General features: G+C 65.9%; 11 protein-coding genes. 4 read left to right on the top strand and 7 right to left on the bottom strand.

The genetic code is table 11. From position 1 onward, the window contains the following. Nucleotides 1–199: 199 nt before the first annotated feature. Nucleotides 200–625: a plasmid mobilization protein gene (gene mobC, locus BM345_RS28595; RefSeq protein WP_175545200.1), complete on the top strand. Its 426-nt coding sequence runs from the start codon at nucleotides 200–202 to the stop codon at nucleotides 623–625. Continuing rightward, nucleotides 609–2,948, top strand: a complete 2,340-nt coding sequence (locus tag BM345_RS28590; protein ID WP_139237667.1) for an LPD7 domain-containing protein — start codon at nucleotides 609–611, stop codon at nucleotides 2,946–2,948. Before mobC ends, BM345_RS28590 begins: the two co-directional genes overlap by 17 nt. 919 nt (nucleotides 2,949–3,867) lie before the next feature. On the opposite strand, the gene BM345_RS28585 is transcribed toward BM345_RS28590, so the two are convergent. The 6 genes from BM345_RS28585 to BM345_RS28560 form a co-directional block, all read right to left on the bottom strand. Further along, the gene (locus tag BM345_RS28585; protein WP_093386971.1) at nucleotides 3,868–5,001 is read right to left on the bottom strand and encodes a TetR/AcrR family transcriptional regulator C-terminal domain-containing protein; all 1,134 of its coding nucleotides are present in this window, start codon (nucleotides 4,999–5,001) and stop codon (nucleotides 3,868–3,870) included. After that, nucleotides 4,982–5,659, bottom strand: coding sequence for a TetR/AcrR family transcriptional regulator C-terminal domain-containing protein (locus BM345_RS28580; RefSeq protein WP_093386969.1), 678 nt, complete (start codon nucleotides 5,657–5,659; stop codon nucleotides 4,982–4,984). Before BM345_RS28580 ends, BM345_RS28585 begins: the two co-directional genes overlap by 20 nt. Before the next feature lie 177 nt (nucleotides 5,660–5,836). Next, nucleotides 5,837–6,541, bottom strand: coding sequence for a helix-turn-helix domain-containing protein (locus tag BM345_RS28575; protein WP_175545199.1), 705 nt, complete (start codon nucleotides 6,539–6,541; stop codon nucleotides 5,837–5,839). Nucleotides 6,542–6,549: 8 nt separating this feature from the next. Continuing rightward, a complete protein-coding gene (locus BM345_RS28570; protein WP_093386986.1) occupies nucleotides 6,550–7,593 on the bottom strand; it encodes an HlyD family secretion protein in 1,044 nt (347 codons plus the stop codon). Nucleotides 7,594–7,629: 36 nt separating this feature from the next. Next, entirely contained in the window at nucleotides 7,630–9,210 is a 1,581-nt protein-coding gene (locus BM345_RS28565; RefSeq protein ID WP_254790044.1) for an MFS transporter, read from the bottom strand. After that, a complete protein-coding gene (locus BM345_RS28560; RefSeq protein WP_093386983.1) occupies nucleotides 9,207–10,652 on the bottom strand; it encodes an efflux transporter outer membrane subunit in 1,446 nt (481 codons plus the stop codon). The genes BM345_RS28565 and BM345_RS28560 overlap by 4 nt, the downstream gene beginning before the upstream one ends. Before the next feature lie 487 nt (nucleotides 10,653–11,139). On the opposite strand from BM345_RS28560, the gene BM345_RS28555 reads away from it, so the two are divergent. Both BM345_RS28555 and BM345_RS28550 read left to right on the top strand, forming a co-directional pair. Then, nucleotides 11,140–12,033, top strand: a complete 894-nt coding sequence (locus BM345_RS28555) for a PAS domain S-box protein (protein ID WP_175545198.1) — start codon at nucleotides 11,140–11,142, stop codon at nucleotides 12,031–12,033. A 450-nt stretch (nucleotides 12,034–12,483) separates the two neighbouring features. Next, the gene (locus tag BM345_RS28550) at nucleotides 12,484–15,345 is read left to right on the top strand and encodes an ATP-binding protein (protein ID WP_139237666.1); all 2,862 of its coding nucleotides are present in this window, start codon (nucleotides 12,484–12,486) and stop codon (nucleotides 15,343–15,345) included. A gap of 651 nt (nucleotides 15,346–15,996) precedes the next feature. On the opposite strand, the gene BM345_RS28540 is transcribed toward BM345_RS28550, so the two are convergent. Next, nucleotides 15,997–16,353, bottom strand: a complete 357-nt coding sequence (locus tag BM345_RS28540) for a c-type cytochrome (RefSeq protein WP_254790043.1) — start codon at nucleotides 16,351–16,353, stop codon at nucleotides 15,997–15,999. Between the last annotated feature and the right edge of the window lie 2 nt (nucleotides 16,354–16,355).

Genomic DNA, 16,355 nt, shown 5'->3' with positions numbered 1-16,355 from the left:
CGGTCGCTGCGCGGCAAGCCGCTTCGGGCTACGCCCTACGCGCCTTGCCGCGCAGCGAGTGAAAGAAGACTTACACCACTTGCCGGGACATCAACCAGCTGATACCGAAGTACGACGCACTTGAGTGCTGCGCAAGGTTCCTCACCAATTGCTAGATTCATACCCACGCTCAAAAAAAGATGGGATGGAAATGCAATGCTTGAATGAAGACGAAGGGACAGGTCGCCACCTGCAGGAGGAGGGCGACGGAATTTTGCGTGCGAAGCTGGAAGCCGTGGGGCAGCCGAAGACCCGCGTCGCCTCTTTTCGTCTAAGTCTCGAGGCGCACAGCAAGATGACCGACATGGCCGATGCCGCCGGCATCTCTGCCCGGGCCTGGCTTGAACAAGCAGTCCTTGACAATCGAACCCGGATCCTGGCGCGCACTAAGCCGCATCCGGAGTTCAAGCCCCTGCTGTTCCAGGCGGCGAAAGCTGGCAACAACCTTAACCAATTGGCTCACCGCTTCAACGCGTTGCGGCTCGAGGGGCGGCTTACGGGCGAGGAATGCAACGCGGCGATGAAAACACTTGAAGCGATCCGCGAGTTGTTCGCCGAATCCGTAGCGCATGCTCGTTCGTATTAATTCGGGCGCCGGCGGAATTGTCGAATATCTGGAGCGCGGCCGAAAACGGGGCAGGGAGTTCGATCGCGATCTGATCGATGAGCGGCTACCTTTGGCCGGTGACATCGACCTGCTCGAAGCAGTGATAGACGAGATTGAGCCGCGGCAAGAAGGGGACGCGCGCTATCTCCACATCACACTGGGCTTTGCTGAGCAGTTCACTACAGCCCTCGAGTGCGGGCCTGGACAAATCAACGCCCAGCACTTGCACGAGATCGTCGAGGCATACAGAAAGATCGTCATGGCGGCGTACGACGTCGGCGAGTACCACTTCTATGCCGAAGCGCACATTCCGAAGGTCACTCACGAACTCAACGCGACGACCGGCGACTACGAGAGCCGATTGCCACATGTGCATATTGTCATTCCGACGCGAAACATCGAATCGGGCCGGTTCATGAATCCATTCGGATACCTCCGAGATATGAGCGTGCCGGACGCCGTCCAGGAGCACATCAATCGGCGCTTTGACCTCAAGAGTCCAAAAGACTTCCGTCGGGATCCGGCCGCACCGGCACATCCGCTCAGCCGCCATCGGGCGACCCTGGACGGTCAAAGCCCGAAGCAGATCCGCGCCTACTTGAAATCGCTTGTTGCGGATGGCCACGTCGGTACATTCAACGAGCTGGTCGAGGCGGCCAGCATCATCGGTGTCGTCGCAATACGGCAAGGCAAAGAGGGCGACTACATCAACGTCAAGCCGGACTGGGCGGCCCGAGGCATCAACATCAAAGACGTGGTCCGTCAGAGCTTTTCTGAGAGGGCGTCGCAACTGCGGCTAACCGGCATCGCGAGGGATCATGACGAGGTCGTAGACCAATGGTGCAAGCGTGGCGCATTCGAGGCGCGATACATCTCCTTTGCGTCTGTGAGGCTTCGCAAAGCCTTCACGGCCATGAGCGAGGCGCAGCGCGTCGAGTTTCTTGCTGACAGACGTCGCGAAACGCGCGAGCGGATGGCTGGCTACGAAGGTCCTGACTATCTTGCGCAGCTCGGCGCGGAAGTTGAGGCCATCAACGAACGGGAAAGTAACGGCGCCCAGGCATCCATCAGGCAGCGCATCGCTGAGGCGCAGTCCAAAGGTCCAAAGCGGACCAGTCGCGAGCGGATAGAACTTGCAGGCCAAGCGATCGAGAGGGGACAGAAGGCGCTGGAGGCGGATCCCCAGAGGATCCTGAGCGCACTTCGGCGCCGTGAACTCGCTCTGGCCTTGAAAGCGACCGTCAAGAAGCTGAGCTTGCTAGGGCCCAGGGGGTCCAAGTCGGTGATCGAGGCACTGGCCCAATCGCCGCGCCGCAGTGATATCCCGGCCGACCGATTGAAGAACGACACGAACCCTAAATTGGTTCTTGCGGCGGCACAGCGGCTCTACGGCCTGTCTCCCGGCGACTACAGCATTGGAATCGGCGCAGATGGCAACCCGAGAATCGTTCATGCCAACCGGCAATACAACCTCGGTGACTTCTTCACCAAGCATCTTCAGCGGCCGTGGGCCGAAGCCGAAAATGTCTTGCGCGATTGCTATCACGCCAGTCTGAGCGAGGCATTGCCCCCGCCAAATCCGAGCTTGTGGCGGCAGTTCTCCCAATGGCGAGCCCGCCAAATTGAGGAGACGACCCAACTGCGCAGGAAAAGCAGCGAGGGGTTTCGCAAGCGTGTGCTCCAGGCAAGGGAAGAATACCGAGAGCAGAAGGCAAAAGCGATGGTGCTTCCCGCGCGTGAAAGGGCGCGGGTCGTGGCGCTTGCCCGGGCGGATCAGTTCGTTGCTCAGCAGGGGATCGCGGCTGAGCGAGCGGAGGCAAGCAAGGAGGCCCGAGTGCCTGACCGCAATGCGCATTATCGCCAGTACCTGACGGGCCTCGCCGCGGGCGGCGACGTCTCGGCACTTGACGAGCTTCGACGTTTGGCTCCTGCAGAAGCCGAGCCGCCGCAGACGGTTTGGGGGAGGGGAGGGGCGCCGGTTTTCCCCCTGCCGACATACTCCGTCGACGCAAAAGGCAACGTCCTCTACTATGTTGAGGGTCATGCCATTGTGCGGGATGGGGCTCAAGGGGTCACGGTGATCAAGGCAGAAAAGACGGCCTATGACGCTGCAATCCGAGTCGCCATTGCGCGGTACGGTAGGACGCTGACGCTCAATGGGGATGCTCGATTCGTCGCAGGTATGCTGGATTCGGCCCGGCGCACCGGGCTGCAGTTGGCTCTTCGCGATGCTTCCAAGCCTGAGGCCATGCCAACAGTTTTTCGGGGACGGGGGCGTCAGGGGCCCGAGCCTGGACGTTGAGAGGTGGACAGTAAGTGGCCTCTATTTGGAGTCACCTGCGGCGTGAGCGGGTGAGCGGGTCCGACGATATGAATTGAGTGATGCCGGAAGAGTTGCCCCGTCAAGCGGCTGCTCTGGCCGCAAACGGCATGGGCAAACACGCTGCTTGCAATCGTGAAGGCCATATGCCTCCAGGCGTCTCACGCTCTAAGCTTCCCTCCCTTCGAATTCAGCAATCTGAGAATGGAAGACTCAAGGTGAACAGCAAGAACGACTTGCCGCCGCCGCGCAGGCTACTCGACCTGGCTCGATTGCGCCGTCGAGACATTCGATACTCGTGAACTCTGGGTAGAGTCGTTGTTCGACGACGAGCGAGTGCCTTTAGATCGGGACGCTGTTCGAGGGGCGGCCCAGGAGGAGCTTCGTTTGTTGCGTGCCATGGCCGCGCGAGGTAAAGAAGACCTTCGCTAGTAGTCGTTCGAACACGCTCGAGCACTACAACAACTGGTCGAGATTCTCAGTCACCATCCACATTGCCATCGTCGATGGCGACTCGGGATGATGACGGGCGGCCCGGCATACAGCAAGCTGCTGAGCGTCCGCCTCGGCGTGATCGAAGCGCGGTTTCGGGGAAAACCGCACGTTTGATTGTGACCGCCTGTGAGTCCGCACGCGGCCACGAGCGGAAGTTCTCAGGCGGCTCACCCCGTGTCGGGTAACAGTCGCAGAGCAGTCACGAGTGTGCGCCTCTTCGCCGGCTCCGTCCCGTCGCGGACAGGGTTCCACGCATCATGGCGCTTCATGATTTCCAGAACTTGTAGGTCGCCTTGAGTGTTGCCGTGTTCGAGTGGAAGTGCTCGGCGAACTCGCCGGTGTACTCCACCCGACCATTGCAAGGGCCCAAGCGCGCGATGCGCGCCGGCCCGGCGAGCGGGGCAGTTTAATGGCCGGTGTAGGCCTTGTCACCCGTGCATGCCCGCACCGGCGAGGGGCTCTCTGGCGAAGGCACGCGGTACTGCCGCAGCACTACTTCCCTGCGCAGCAGGTCTTCGGCGGGGCGTTGGCCGGCGCACCGGGCATCGGCCCCGCGTCCGCTGCGCGAGCGCGCACCGTGAAGGAAGACGGCGACCACTGACGCCACGTGCGCGCCGATCTCCTTCGCGCCCGGCGCGCCGCGCAGGCCGAAGACCAGCTGCAGGTGCAGGTCGCCGCGCAGCATCGACAGGAACTGGTGGGCGGCCGCCGTGCAATCCTCGATGCGCAGCTCGCCGCGCAGGGTGGCCGCCTCGAGCAGCTGCGAGATCTGGCTGAGCGCCTGGTGCGGCCCGTGCTGCCAGAAGGCCTCGGCGGCCGCGCGAAAGCGTGCCGATTCCGAGATGGCGGCCTTGTACAGAGAGATGGCCGAGGCGGAGGTGGATGCAGTCATGATGCCGATGCCCAGCTCCACCAGCGCCTGCTGCAGCGGCATAGCCTCCTGCTGCGCCGGCAGCTTGGGCAGCGTGTGCGCGCTCTGGCCGGCCAGCTGCCCGCAGTGCCTGGCCAGGAAGTCCGGCAGCTCGATGGCCTTGACGGTCGGATCGGACTTGAGCCGGCGGTAGAGCCCGTGGGGTGTCCACGTCCAGTACGAGCGCCCGAGAAGAAAGGACGCCAGCACCGCGCAGTTCGACCAGCCCCGGGCCTGGCTGCCGCGCCCGGGAATGGACTCGGCCACTTCAAGGATGTGGCCGGCCGCACCCCAGCGCAGGAACTTGAGGGCTTCGTCGAAGCTCAGCACGTTGACCATCAGGCGCGTCCACCAGGGCTCGACCAGCAGCCAGGTGTCGTCCCTGACCCAGCGGATGGCGAACACGTGCCGGTGCTGCTCGTGCGCGAAGCGGTGCCACCACTGCTTCTGCAGGCCCGGCACGAAGCAGATGAACCAGGAGGCCTGGTCGATGGTGACCGGCGAGCCGTTGGCATCGATCTCGATGGACAGCGCGTCGGGCGCGCACTGCCCGGCCCCGCACGCCGCATCGCCCGAGGGGAGGGCTTCGCGCCGGCGCATGGCACGCACCTTAGACAGCAGCGTACGCATGGCGCGTCTCCTGTTGCACACCCGCAAGGAACTGATCGACCACCTCCTGCACGCCGGCGTCGGCGCCAAAGGGCCGCCAGGGTTCCGGTGGAAAGCGGTCGTCGAGTCCGGAGCAGGCCTTCAGCAGCGCCAGCAGGTGGCTGGCCAGCTGCTGGCCTTCGCCCCTGAGAAGAACCCCCGCGTGCTGCGCGTTCGACAGGAAGCGCGACAGCCCGCCCAGCACCTGCCCGGGACCGCGCGCATAAAGGCCCTGCCCCCGGCCTGCGTCGCGGATCGCCTCGGTCAGCGCGATGCGGTAGAGGTTCTTTTCCTGCAGCACCGCCGCCGGGTCGGTAAAGCGCCGCGCGAAGGCGGTCAGGCGGCGCACGAAGTCTTCTTCCGTGGCGCAGTCGTCCAGTGGCGACAGCACCGAGCGCGCCAGCGTGTCGACCAGTGCCTCCACGAGTTCGCCGAAGCCGCCGAACAGGCGCAGCACCTCGTCGCGCGTGATACCCACGCCCGAAACGATGGCCTGGATGTTGGTGACGCCGTGCGTGGCTTGTTGAAGCGCTCGCCCGACCTGATCGAGGACGTGGCATCGGCGATGCCCGTCGCGGCCGTGCGAAAGGAATGGCGGCTGCGTGGCCGCGTGCGGAAGGCAGGTGCTCGTTGTCGTCATGTCAGTGCTCGCAAGTTGAGTGGTCATGGTTGCGGTGGATGAAGTTCTTGCTTGTTGTTGGGTCGACGGAGCCATGTGCAGATGCTATGGAGCGAAGCCCGTGCGTTGAAGACGGGTGGGACGCATCGCCGTGTTTCCACGAAGGCGCCACGGGCCGCGTCTTGCGTGGCAGGGGACTCAGGGGTGATCGCGATGCGGGTCGCCCATGGCGCGCAGCGCGCCGCCGAGGCAGTGCAGCAGGTCGTCGAGTGCGGCCTGTGTGCTGCGTTCCCCGCATGCCCGCCAGCGATCTTCGACCGGTGGCGGCGATGCCAGCCAGGCCAGCGCCGGCAGCGCCACCCAGTCCACGGCCTGGGCCACGCGCGGGTGCTCCCGCGGCAGTTCGAGCAGTTGCCCGAGCAGGGGAAAGAGCAAGTCGAACATCGTTGCGCAGCCCCCGCCGCCGAGCGCCTCGCGGGCGAGCACGCGCAGGCCCCACCGTGGGCCGTGCGTGGCGTGCCCGATGCCCAGGAGATGGGCCAGGAAGATGCGCACGCCGTCGATGGGCGTGGCGGCTGCCCGCATCGGCGCGGCGACGAGCGCCTCGAAGCGGGCAAGCTGTTGCTGCGCTTCTGCCAGTACGGCTTCGCGCAGTCCTTCCCGGCTGCCGAAGTGGTAGTGGACCGACGCCAGCGGCGTGCCTGCGCGCCGCGCGATCTCCTTGGCGCTCGCGGCCGCGAAGTCACGCTCGGCAAGCAGCAGTCCGGCCGTGTTCAGCAGGTGCCTGCGCGTGCGCTCGCCCTCCGCGCGACGTGTGCGTGCGGGGGCGGCCGCAGGCTCGTCCGAAGACGGGGCGGCACTGCTGCCGGGCAAGGCCTGGTCCAGGTGCAAGATGCGTTGCAACTGGCGGTTCAGGACAAGGGTGCTGCCTTGCGCGGCGCGACCCGGGCCTCCGGCCGGTCGGTCGACGCGACGTCGATGCGCGGCCGCACCGACATGCCCACGCGCAGGTTGCGCAGGTCGTCCTGCCCTGGTTCCAGCGCGATTCGCACCGGCATGCGCTGGACGATCTTGGTGAAGTTGCCCGTGGCGTTGTGCGGCGGCAGCGGCGAGAAGCTCACGCCGCTGGCCGGGCCCAGGCTGTCCACGCGTCCCTTGAGACGCACCTCAGGCAGCGCATCGACCGTCACCTCCACCGGCTGGCCCACACGCACGCGGGCGAACTGCGTCTCGCGGAAATTTGCCTCGATGTACAGCGCGTCCAGCGGCACCAGCGTCAGCAGGGATTCGCCGGTGCGCGCGTAGCCGCCGACCCGCGCCCTGCGCTGCGCGACCGTGCCACTGACCGGCGCCACCACGCTCGCGTAGGAGAGATTCAGTTCCGCGCTGGCCTTCGCGGCCCGCGCCTTGTCCAGCTCCGCGCACAGGATCGCCACCTGCTGCTCGGCCGCGCGCAGGCCGGCCTGTTCGCGCTCGCGCGTGGCGCGCTGCACGTCCCATTGTGCGTCGGCCTGCTGCTCGGCCTGCAGCGTGCCGGAGCCGTCGCGCGCCAGGTTGGCGAAGCGCTTGCGGTTGGCCTCGGCCAGCTTGAGGTTGGCGGCAGCGGCGGCGACGGCCGCGCGGGCCTGCGCGATGGCGCTCTGCTGCCGGTCGAGCTGTGCCTGCAGGCTGGCGATGGTCGCAGCCGCCGTGTCCACGCCGATGCGCAGCGCCCGATCGTCGATGCTCACCAGCGGCGCGCCGGCCTGCACGAAGTCGTGGTCGTCCACCGCGACGCGGCTGATCACGCCGGCGATCTGCGGCGCGACGGTGGTGAAGTCGGCCCGCACATAGGCGTCGTCCGTGCTCTGCGCGTCCGCCGCCGACTCGGGCCGGTTCAGCACCAGGAAGGCGTAGAGGAGGGCGCCGCCAAGGATGGCGGCGGCGGTGATCCGAAAGGCAAGGTGGGCTCGCATCGACATCTCGTCCGGTGAATGAAGGGTTCTTTTTTCTCATGGCGCGGCGGGCGCAGCGGCGGCCGGTGCGTGGCTGCGCGGATGGCTCGCGGGCGGCGCGATGTACTTGAGTATCAGCACCACGGGCGCCAGGCCCAGGGCCAGCAGCCCGAACACGCGGTAGGCGTCGGCGGTGGCCAGCACGCTGGCCTCGCGCGCGATGGCCGCTGCCAGCGGACCCAGCGCCAGATCGGTGGAAGCCAGGTTGGCTTGCAACTGCCCGGCCTGGTCCAGCAGCATGTCCGCATGGAAGCGGCTGCGCACGGCCAGCAGCTGGCCCACGACGGCACCGCCCAGCACGGCGCCGAAGGCGCGCAGCGTGTTGACGATGCCCGCCACGTACGCGCCTTCCGCCGGCTGCACGACGCTGGTCGCCAGGAACAGCAGCGGCACGATCGCCATCGGCAGCCCGATCGCGTAGGCGATCTCGGCAGGGACGAATTGCGCGACCATCCAGTCGCTGGTGATGCCGCTGCCCAGCCAGCAGCCGCCGGCAATGAGCAGCAGCCCCGCGGCGAACAACTGCCGGGCGTCCACCCACCGCTGATAGAGCAGCAGTGCCACGGCCGAGCCGAGCACCAGCTGCGGAAGGCCGACGATGAGGCCCAGGGCCGAGCTCTGCTCGAGGCGGAAGCCCTGCAGGGGCCCCAGCACGTTCACCGGCAGCGTCACCGCGGTGGCCGAAATCATCAGCAGCATGAGGAACACGCTGAAGCCCAGCCACAGGTTGCGGCGGCCCAGCATCTGCAGCTTGATGAAGGGCGCGGGATGCCGCCATTCGAACGCGAGGAACAGCGCGGTCAGCACCGTGCCCAGCAGCAGGCAGGTGGCGATCAGCGGCGAGCGCAGCCAATCGAGCCGCACGCCCTGGTCCAGCGCGAGGACGAGCAGCGCGAGCCCCGGCACGCCCAGTGCCATGCCCAGCCAGTCGCCTTGTCTGAAGCGGCCCATGGCGGGCGGCGTCTTCGGGATGCCCCAGGCAATCAGCCCCAGTGCCAGCAGGCCGATGGGCAGCACGTGCCAGTACACCCAGCGCCAGTCCTGCAGCTGGTCCACGCACCACGCTGCCAGCCAGGTGGCGAGGTTGGGCGAGAAGGTCGAGGTGAGGGCGTAGAGCGCAAGCCCGTGCAGCCGGATCGGCGGCGGCAGGAAGGCCAGCGCCGCCACCATCAGCAGCGGCACCAGGCCACCGGAGAGCAGGCCCTGCAGCGTACGCAATGCCAGCAGAAGGTGCAGATCGCGCACGAAGGGCATCAGCGCAGCCAGCGCCAGAGCCCCGGCGAGGATGCCCAGGTGGAAGCGGCGCAGCGAGAAGGTGATGGCGAACCAGGTCGCAAAGGGCGTTGCCGCCAGTTCGCCGGCCGCGTAGGCGGTGTTGAGCCAGCTGGCATCGTCGCGCGCCAGGCCCAGTGCGCCCTGCAAATCGGCCAGCGCCAGGCCCGGCACGCGGTTGTTCAGGCCCGCGACGATGGCGGCCAGCACGGCGCCCAGCAGGCCCATGGCCAGCCGGAGGTTGAAAGGCGGTGGCCCCGGGGGGCGCGCTGCCGCGGGTGCGGCGGCCGGAGCCGCTGCGTTCACGACACGCTCCCTTCGCCGCCGTCGCGCGCGCGCAGCGCAGGCGACCAGCCGCCGCCCAGCGCGCGGTAGAGCGCGACGACCGAGAGTGCGGATGCCGTGCTCGAGTGCGTCAGCTCCGCTTGGCTCAGCAGGTACGAGCGCCGCGCCACCAGCACCGCAGTGAAGTCGGCCGTGCCCTGCTGGTAGGCGCGCTGGGCGACGTCTAGCGCGATCTGGTTCTGTCCCAGCGCGAGCTGCAGCTGCGCGTTGCGCTGGCGCTCGTTGGCGTAGGCACGCAGCGCATCGTCCACTTCGTGCCAGGCGCGCAGCACGGTCTGCTGGTAGGCGATGCCGGCCAGGCGATGGCGGGCCTCGCTCAAGGCCAGGTTGGCCTGGAGGCGCCCGCCCTGGAAGATCGGCAGGTAGAGCGTGTGGCCGACGGAGAAGCGGCGCGAGCTCCAGCTGCCGAGGTCGGACCATTCGAAGGCCTGCAGGCCCAGGTTGCCGGTCAGGCTCACGCGCGGATAGAAGTCCGCCTTGGCCGCGCCGATGTCGGCGACGGCAGCGCGCAGGCGCGCGTCGGCCTGCCGGATGTCGGGCCGGTCCTTCGCGAGTTCGGAAGGCACGCCGATCGGAATGCGCGCGGGCATGGCCGGCAGGCTGGCGGTACCCAGGCGATCGTCCAGCTCGCGCGGCGCCTGGCCCAGGAGAAGGGCCAAGGCGTTCATGAGGCCATCGCGCTGCTGGCGCAGCTGCCACAGGCGCGCATCGATGCCGGCCACGTCGGCGCGGGCGGCCGCGGGCTCGAAGCGCGTGGCCACGCCGTGGCGCTGGCGGCTTTGCGCCATGGACACCAGGTTCTGCGCGATCTGGCGGTTCTCGTCGAGGATCGCCATCTGCGCCTGCACGCCGCGCAGCAGCAGGTAGGTCCGCGCGACTTCGCCCGCCACGGACACCTTCACCATGTCCATGCCGTACTCGCTCGCAAGAAGGCGCGCCTGGGCGCCTTCGCCCAGCTGGCCGATGCGGCCCCACAGGTCGAGCTCCCAGCTCGCCTGCACGCCCAGCAGCCAGGTGTTGGTGGGGTAGGTGGGCGCCCCCAGCCGCACGAGCGGCGACTGCTCGCTCAGCGCGGAGCGGGCGAAGGCGGCCTCGCCGGCCACCTGGGGCCAGCGCGCGGAATCGACCGCGGCCAGTTGGGCGCGGCTTTCCTCGACGCGCGCGGCGGCGGCATGAAGCTCCAGGCTGGTGCCCGCCGCCTCGGTCTGCAGGCCGCTGAGCGTCGGGTCGCCCAGCAGCTGCCACCATTGCTCTGGCGCCGTGTCTTCTGCCAGCGCGGGCTCTGTGGCCACGATGGCCGAGCGTGAGCGCTGTGCGGCATCGAAGGAGGGCAGGGCCGGACGATCGGGCTGCGGCGGCGTGAGGCAGCCGGCAAGCAGCAGGACAGTCGCCAGCGCGGACATCCGGCACAGGAAGCGATCCGACCGCCGGAAGCCGTGTTCATGCCATGCCGCCCCCGGCGCTGCCGCCTCACTCGCGCGCGGGCTCGGGGCGTTGCGCCTCGCGCGCATGGATTCGTTGTGCAGGAACATGGGCAATGGCGGGCGAAAGGCTTCCTCGTCGGGCAACGGCGATGGCACCCTGGGTGTTGCACACCCATGGCCCCGATCGGTGTCGAGTGGCGCCGATGCTAGAGGTCGGCGGCCCGCTCCGGAAGGCGTGCGAAGAGCGCCGCGGTGTTGCTCCAAATGAACCAATGCCCGCGCGCAACGCCCGCTCGGACGAGCGCGAGCTACGGCGGGTGTATGCTGCGCCCGCCCTCGCAATGCGCGCCCGGCGGTGGTTCCGGGCGCATGGCTTCGCCGAGATTTGGCGGTGGCAGCGCACAGCTTCGGAGCTACGACATGGCGTCTTCCAAGCCGGTCCCCGCGGGAGCTGCTGTCGGCCGCGGTGGCATCCATCGAGCAGCGGGTCAAGCAGTCCCGGGTGCTGCGCTATGCGCTCGCGCCGGTCTTAGTCCTCGTGGCTCCGCTGCTGTACCTGTCGCCGGCGGAACCGGTGCTCAGCCTGGCTGGGCTCTTCGTCATCTCCGTGCTCGCGACGGCATGGCTGGGCGGACCGGGGCCCGGCCTCCTCGCCGCGGTGCTGGCCAATTTCGTGCTGCCCCACCTGATCCCGATCACCTACCCCGCTGGTCGCGGGCTTCATCGACCTGCCGCGCTTCCTCACCTTCTGCGTCCTGGCGTTCGCAGTGGGCTGGCGCAGTGCAAGACTGGCCCGCGTGCTGCGCGACCAGGGCCGCTACGTGCGGGGCATGACGGCCAGCGACGTGTGCTTTTGGGACTGGGTCATCGCCACCGACAGCGTCAACGTCTCGCCGCGTTTCAGCGAGATCTACGGACTGCGTCCGATCGGAGCTACGCCGGACGGGAGGAACTCTTCGAGCAGATTCCCTTTCATCCGGAGGACCGTCCAGTCGTGCGCAAGGCACTTGCCGATCACCTGGCCGGCAGGAAGGAGCGCTTCGGCGCGGAGGCCAGGATCGGGCGGGACAGTTCGATCCGCTGGGTCCAGCTGGCCGGCATCGTCGCGCGCGATGCATCCGGCAAGCCGCTGCTCTGGACCGGCACGGTGCGTGACATCACGGAGCGCAAGAGCCCCGAGGCGGCGCTGGGCGAATCCGAGCAGCGCTACGAGCTGGCCATGGCGGCCAGCGAATCGGGCAACTGGGACCGGGACGTTCCGACCACGCGCCAGCGGGAACGAGTGCCTGTTGCCGCCAACGGGCGTGCGTCGCATCCTCGCCTATCTTCACCGCGCGAGACCAATCTCGAATCGCCATAGCGGCGCGCCTTCGGAAGCGCCTGCATGGAGTGCCGCGGTTTCCTCCCTGGCGGCCAGTCCAACACCTGCCCGCCATCGCGGGCGGCACTACGCGTGCGCCGCAAGGCAGGTGTCGGACTACCCTTAACCGTCGCGGAATTAGCTGCCCCATGGAAGCAGCCGTCTGAGCACGACCAGCGGCTACGTGCCCACTGCTGCAGCTCACGCCAGTGGACTTCCAGACCCAAGGCCCATTGCCCAACCGAAGGGCGTTGCTGACCGGCTACAGTCGGTCCGTCAGACGACCAGCTTGCCAAGCCTAGAATGTCGATGCGCCCGAACTCCCGAGATCTTTGCGTTCGCTTGACGAAGAAAGTGGACTTGGTTGACTATCGTGACATACGGAGAAAATCTACGGGGAGCAGGTACAGCGGATGCGACTTTTTCGGGCGCTGACGCGGAGGTATTTCTGTGCCAAGTACCGACGATCGCATCGCTTCGTTTGGTCCGTTCCGGCTTGCCGCAACAGCTCGTCGGTTGGAACGCGACGGCCTGCCTGTCCTTGTCGGGGATCGCGCACTCGACCTGCTGATTGCGCTCGTAGACCGTGCCGGCGAAATCGTCAGCCACCGAGATCTCGTCGCGAGCGCGTGGCGGGGTCTTGTGGTCGGGGACGGAAGCCTGAGGGTTCACATCAGTTCGCTTCGCAAGGCGCTGGCTACTGGCGAAGGGGAGCCGTGCTACGTCAAGAACGTGGCCGGGCAAGGCTACAGCTTCGTTCGACCAGTCGTTTTTGAGACGGTAGCAATGCCGGTTTCTTCATCCGCGGCGCAGTCGGCGCCGTCGAGCAAGCGCCTCACGCCTCCTCAAAGACTAGCCAGGATGGTAGGCCGCGATCATGACGTGCGCTCGATCGCCGCCGATGTTCTCGACAAACGATTCATGACGGTTCTCGGTCCCGGCGGGGCAGGAAAGACCACCGTCACGGTCGCGGTGGCACATGAACTGCAGGAGAAGTTCGCCGACGGCGTTTGCTTCGTCGACCTGTCCGAAGTCCAGGACGGGGGACTCGTCAGTTCTACCGTGGCGACATCGCTCGGACTCACATTGGAAACCGCCGACGTGGTTCCGACGCTTCTGGACCAGCTACGAGCGCTGAAGATACTTTTGGTGCTGGACAGCTGTGAGCACGTCGTGGAGGCGGCAGCCAGCTTGACGGAGACCATTTTCAGAGAGGCCGCCGGCGTCCACATTCTTGCGACCAGCCGGGAAGCCCTGCGCGTAGAAGGCGAGCACGCGTACTGGCTGCCCACACTCGAGTGTCCTCCGCAAAACCTCGATGCCGACTCAGTGCTCGAATACCCGGCCGCCCAGTTGTTCATGGAGCGCTTTCGCGCAAGCGGTGGACGCCTCGGTTTTGACGCGGCGATGGCACGGCTTGTGGCCGCCATCTGCAATCGATTGGACGGGATGGCGCTGGCGATTGAACTCGCGGCAGGACGAGCAGGCAGCCACGGAATCGCGGCGACGCTAAGGTTGGTGGAGCAGGACCTCGAACTAGATTGGAACGGAAGGCGCACGGCGCACCCGCGCCATCAGAACCTGCGGGCGCTGCTCGATTGGAGTTATGGACTGTTAGTCGATTCGTATCAACGCGCGCTGGAGCAGCTGTCTGTTCTAGTGGGCGCTTTTGACATTGACGCTGCTCGCGCTGTCGTGGAGGCAGGGCTCGATACTCTTCAGATTATCGACTCGCTGGTCTCGAAGTCCCTGGTGTCGGTGGAACTCGGCTTCGACGGCTCCACCAAGTACCGGATACTGGAAACTACCCGGGCCTACGCGCGCGAAAGGCTATTGGAAAGCGGAAAGGCGGATGCAACGTTCCAGCGACACGCCGAATACTTCGCAAACCTGCTCGATTTGCATCACGGCGGCCACATCGATCTCGACTATGCCGCTCGTGCGCCCGCCCTGCGTGAGCATCTGGGCAATGTGCGTGCAGCGCTCGAATGGTGTTTCTCGCGTCGCGACGACATGGAAGATCCGACGCTTTCAGTGACGATGGCAGCGGCAGCTGCGCCGATGCTCTTTGAACTTTCGTTGTTGAGTGAGTCGTTGAGATGGAGCGAGGCCGGCCTCGCGGCGCTTGACGATGCCACCCGTGGCGATCGTCGCGAGCTGATCTTGACGACGATATGGGCGATTTCATCGATGTGGGTGCGTGACAGCAGCGAGGTTCTCACTGCCACAGCACGCGGACTCGAGCTGGCTCTCGCCCTTGATGCCTCTGCACATCGGCTACGTCTGCAGGCGCTACGACACATGGTCATGACACGCACGGCCGACTTTCGTGGAACTCTCGTGCCTGCGGCAGATTGGGATGTCTGCGCCAAGAAGGTCGGCGATGAGGACTGCCTTTCGATTTCTGATCTTCTTGTTGCTCAGTCGCGCCACTATCTGGGGGACCAGACGATCGCGTGCCGGCATTTCGAGTTAGGTTTCGCGCGGGCGGGCAATCGGAATCTCCAGATGTGCGGCATGGACCAGCGGGTGCGAGCGCTCGTGGCATGGTCGCGCGCGCTCTGGCTTTCTGGCTTCCCCGAGCGAGCAGTGAATATCGCTCGCGAATCCGTGGCCTCCGCGGAGGGATCCGAAAAGCCGCTGAACACCTGTTTCGCGTTGCTCTTCACCATTCCCATGCACTTGTGGCGCCGCGATTGGAGTAGCGCGCAGGCGCGGCTCGACCAGTTGGCAGAACACACGCATTGGCGCGCGCTCGAGCCGTTCCATGCAACCGCGGATGCCATGCAAGGTGCAGTGAATATCGGACGGGGTGAGATTGAAGCCGGTATCGATGTTTTGCTGGGCCTGCGCGGCAGAATGGGAGACGAGTGCTTGAACTTCATGGGGACTTCGATCGCCTGTTTCTTGGCGGAAGGCCTGATCGCAGTTGGTCGCACAGCGGAAGCTGCGGCAACCCTGCGCTCGGCTAGGCAAGCCAACTTGCACGGCGGCGAAGCGGCTCAGTTGCCCGAGCTATTCCGCCTTGAGGCCCGCGCCCAGATGGAAGAGTCTGCAAATGGTGAGCAAGTCGTTCGCCTGTTGCGACGCTCCTGCGACCTTGCGCGACAGCAGGGTGCCATGTCGTGGAACCTGCGATCAGCAACCGCCCTTGCGCGGATTCACATGCTCCAAGGAGATCTCGCCTTGGCCCAAAGTCTAGTCGAGCCAATCTATGGCAGGTTCACGGAAGGTTTTGAGACCCACGACTTGAAAGCTGCTCGACAGTTGTTGAGAGAACTCGATGTCGAACATCGCGCGACGAGGCTATAGCTTCAGTGATACTGGCGCTTTCGAGTCAAAGACGGTACTCCCGGCTGCCTGAGCGGCCTCACGCGTCGTCTCGGGCAAGGCGATCTTGCGCCTCGAGGCCGAGACCCCGAAACGCCACTGCGTCGTGATCGCCGAGCAGATCTTTAACAGGTCGATTGGCAGGAACCGGCAACAACACGCCGAGTCGCGGATCATTGACGCGCGATGGCTGAGAGTGGCGACGCAATGGCTAGCATGGTCGGGATGGTGTCCGCCAAAGAGTGATCGCCGTGATAGACGATAAGGCTCGCAGACAACGAGAGCGACACGCCGAGCGGCAGGACAAGTACGAGGGCAGCTGCAGCAATGCACACGGTAAGCGCGAGAGCCGCGGGGACTTGAGTACGTAGTCAAGGGCAATCGCTGGCGCCATGCTGCGGACCGATTGTCGAGCCGCATCAGGCCATAGTTGACGGCCAGGTTCGCCGCGCCGAGACCAATGCGCGTGGTTGCCGCTCTCCATCCAGCAGCAGACAGCGAGACAAGAATCAGGAGGAGCCAAAGGATGCCTAAGGCTGGCACATACGCGTCGCAATGGCGTCGAGGGTTTCGAAGGTCGACAAGTGCTGGTGTGCGTCACAGAAGAATGCAGATTTCGATGCGAGGTAGAAGCTACTGCAAGGTCTTCAAATACTTCACGAGCTCTGCCACTTCGCCAGGTTCGGAAACTCCGGCGAACGGCATGCGGTTGCCCGGCACGGCTTGCTGAGGATCCGCCAGGAACTCGGCCAGTGACTTGTCGTCCCAGTTGAAGCTGGCACTTTTCATTGCACGGCTGTAGCTGAAGCCGGCTACCGAACCGGCCTTGCGGCCGACGACCCCAGTAAGTGGCGGACCGATCGAGGCTGCACCCTGTGCAGCGTGGCAGGCCGCGCATGTTGCCCACGTCTTCGGTGGCTGAGTGGGGAGTTGTCCATGCGCCAACGGGACGAAGGCTGCGCTGAAGATGCCAATGACTAGCGTCCGCATAT

The sequence above is a fragment of the Variovorax sp. OV329 genome (assembly GCF_900114785.1).
GTDB lineage: Bacteria > Pseudomonadota > Gammaproteobacteria > Burkholderiales > Burkholderiaceae_C > Variovorax.
The sequence above is the reverse complement of the archived record's forward strand: the minus strand, read 5'-3'. Positions and strand labels throughout refer to the sequence as shown.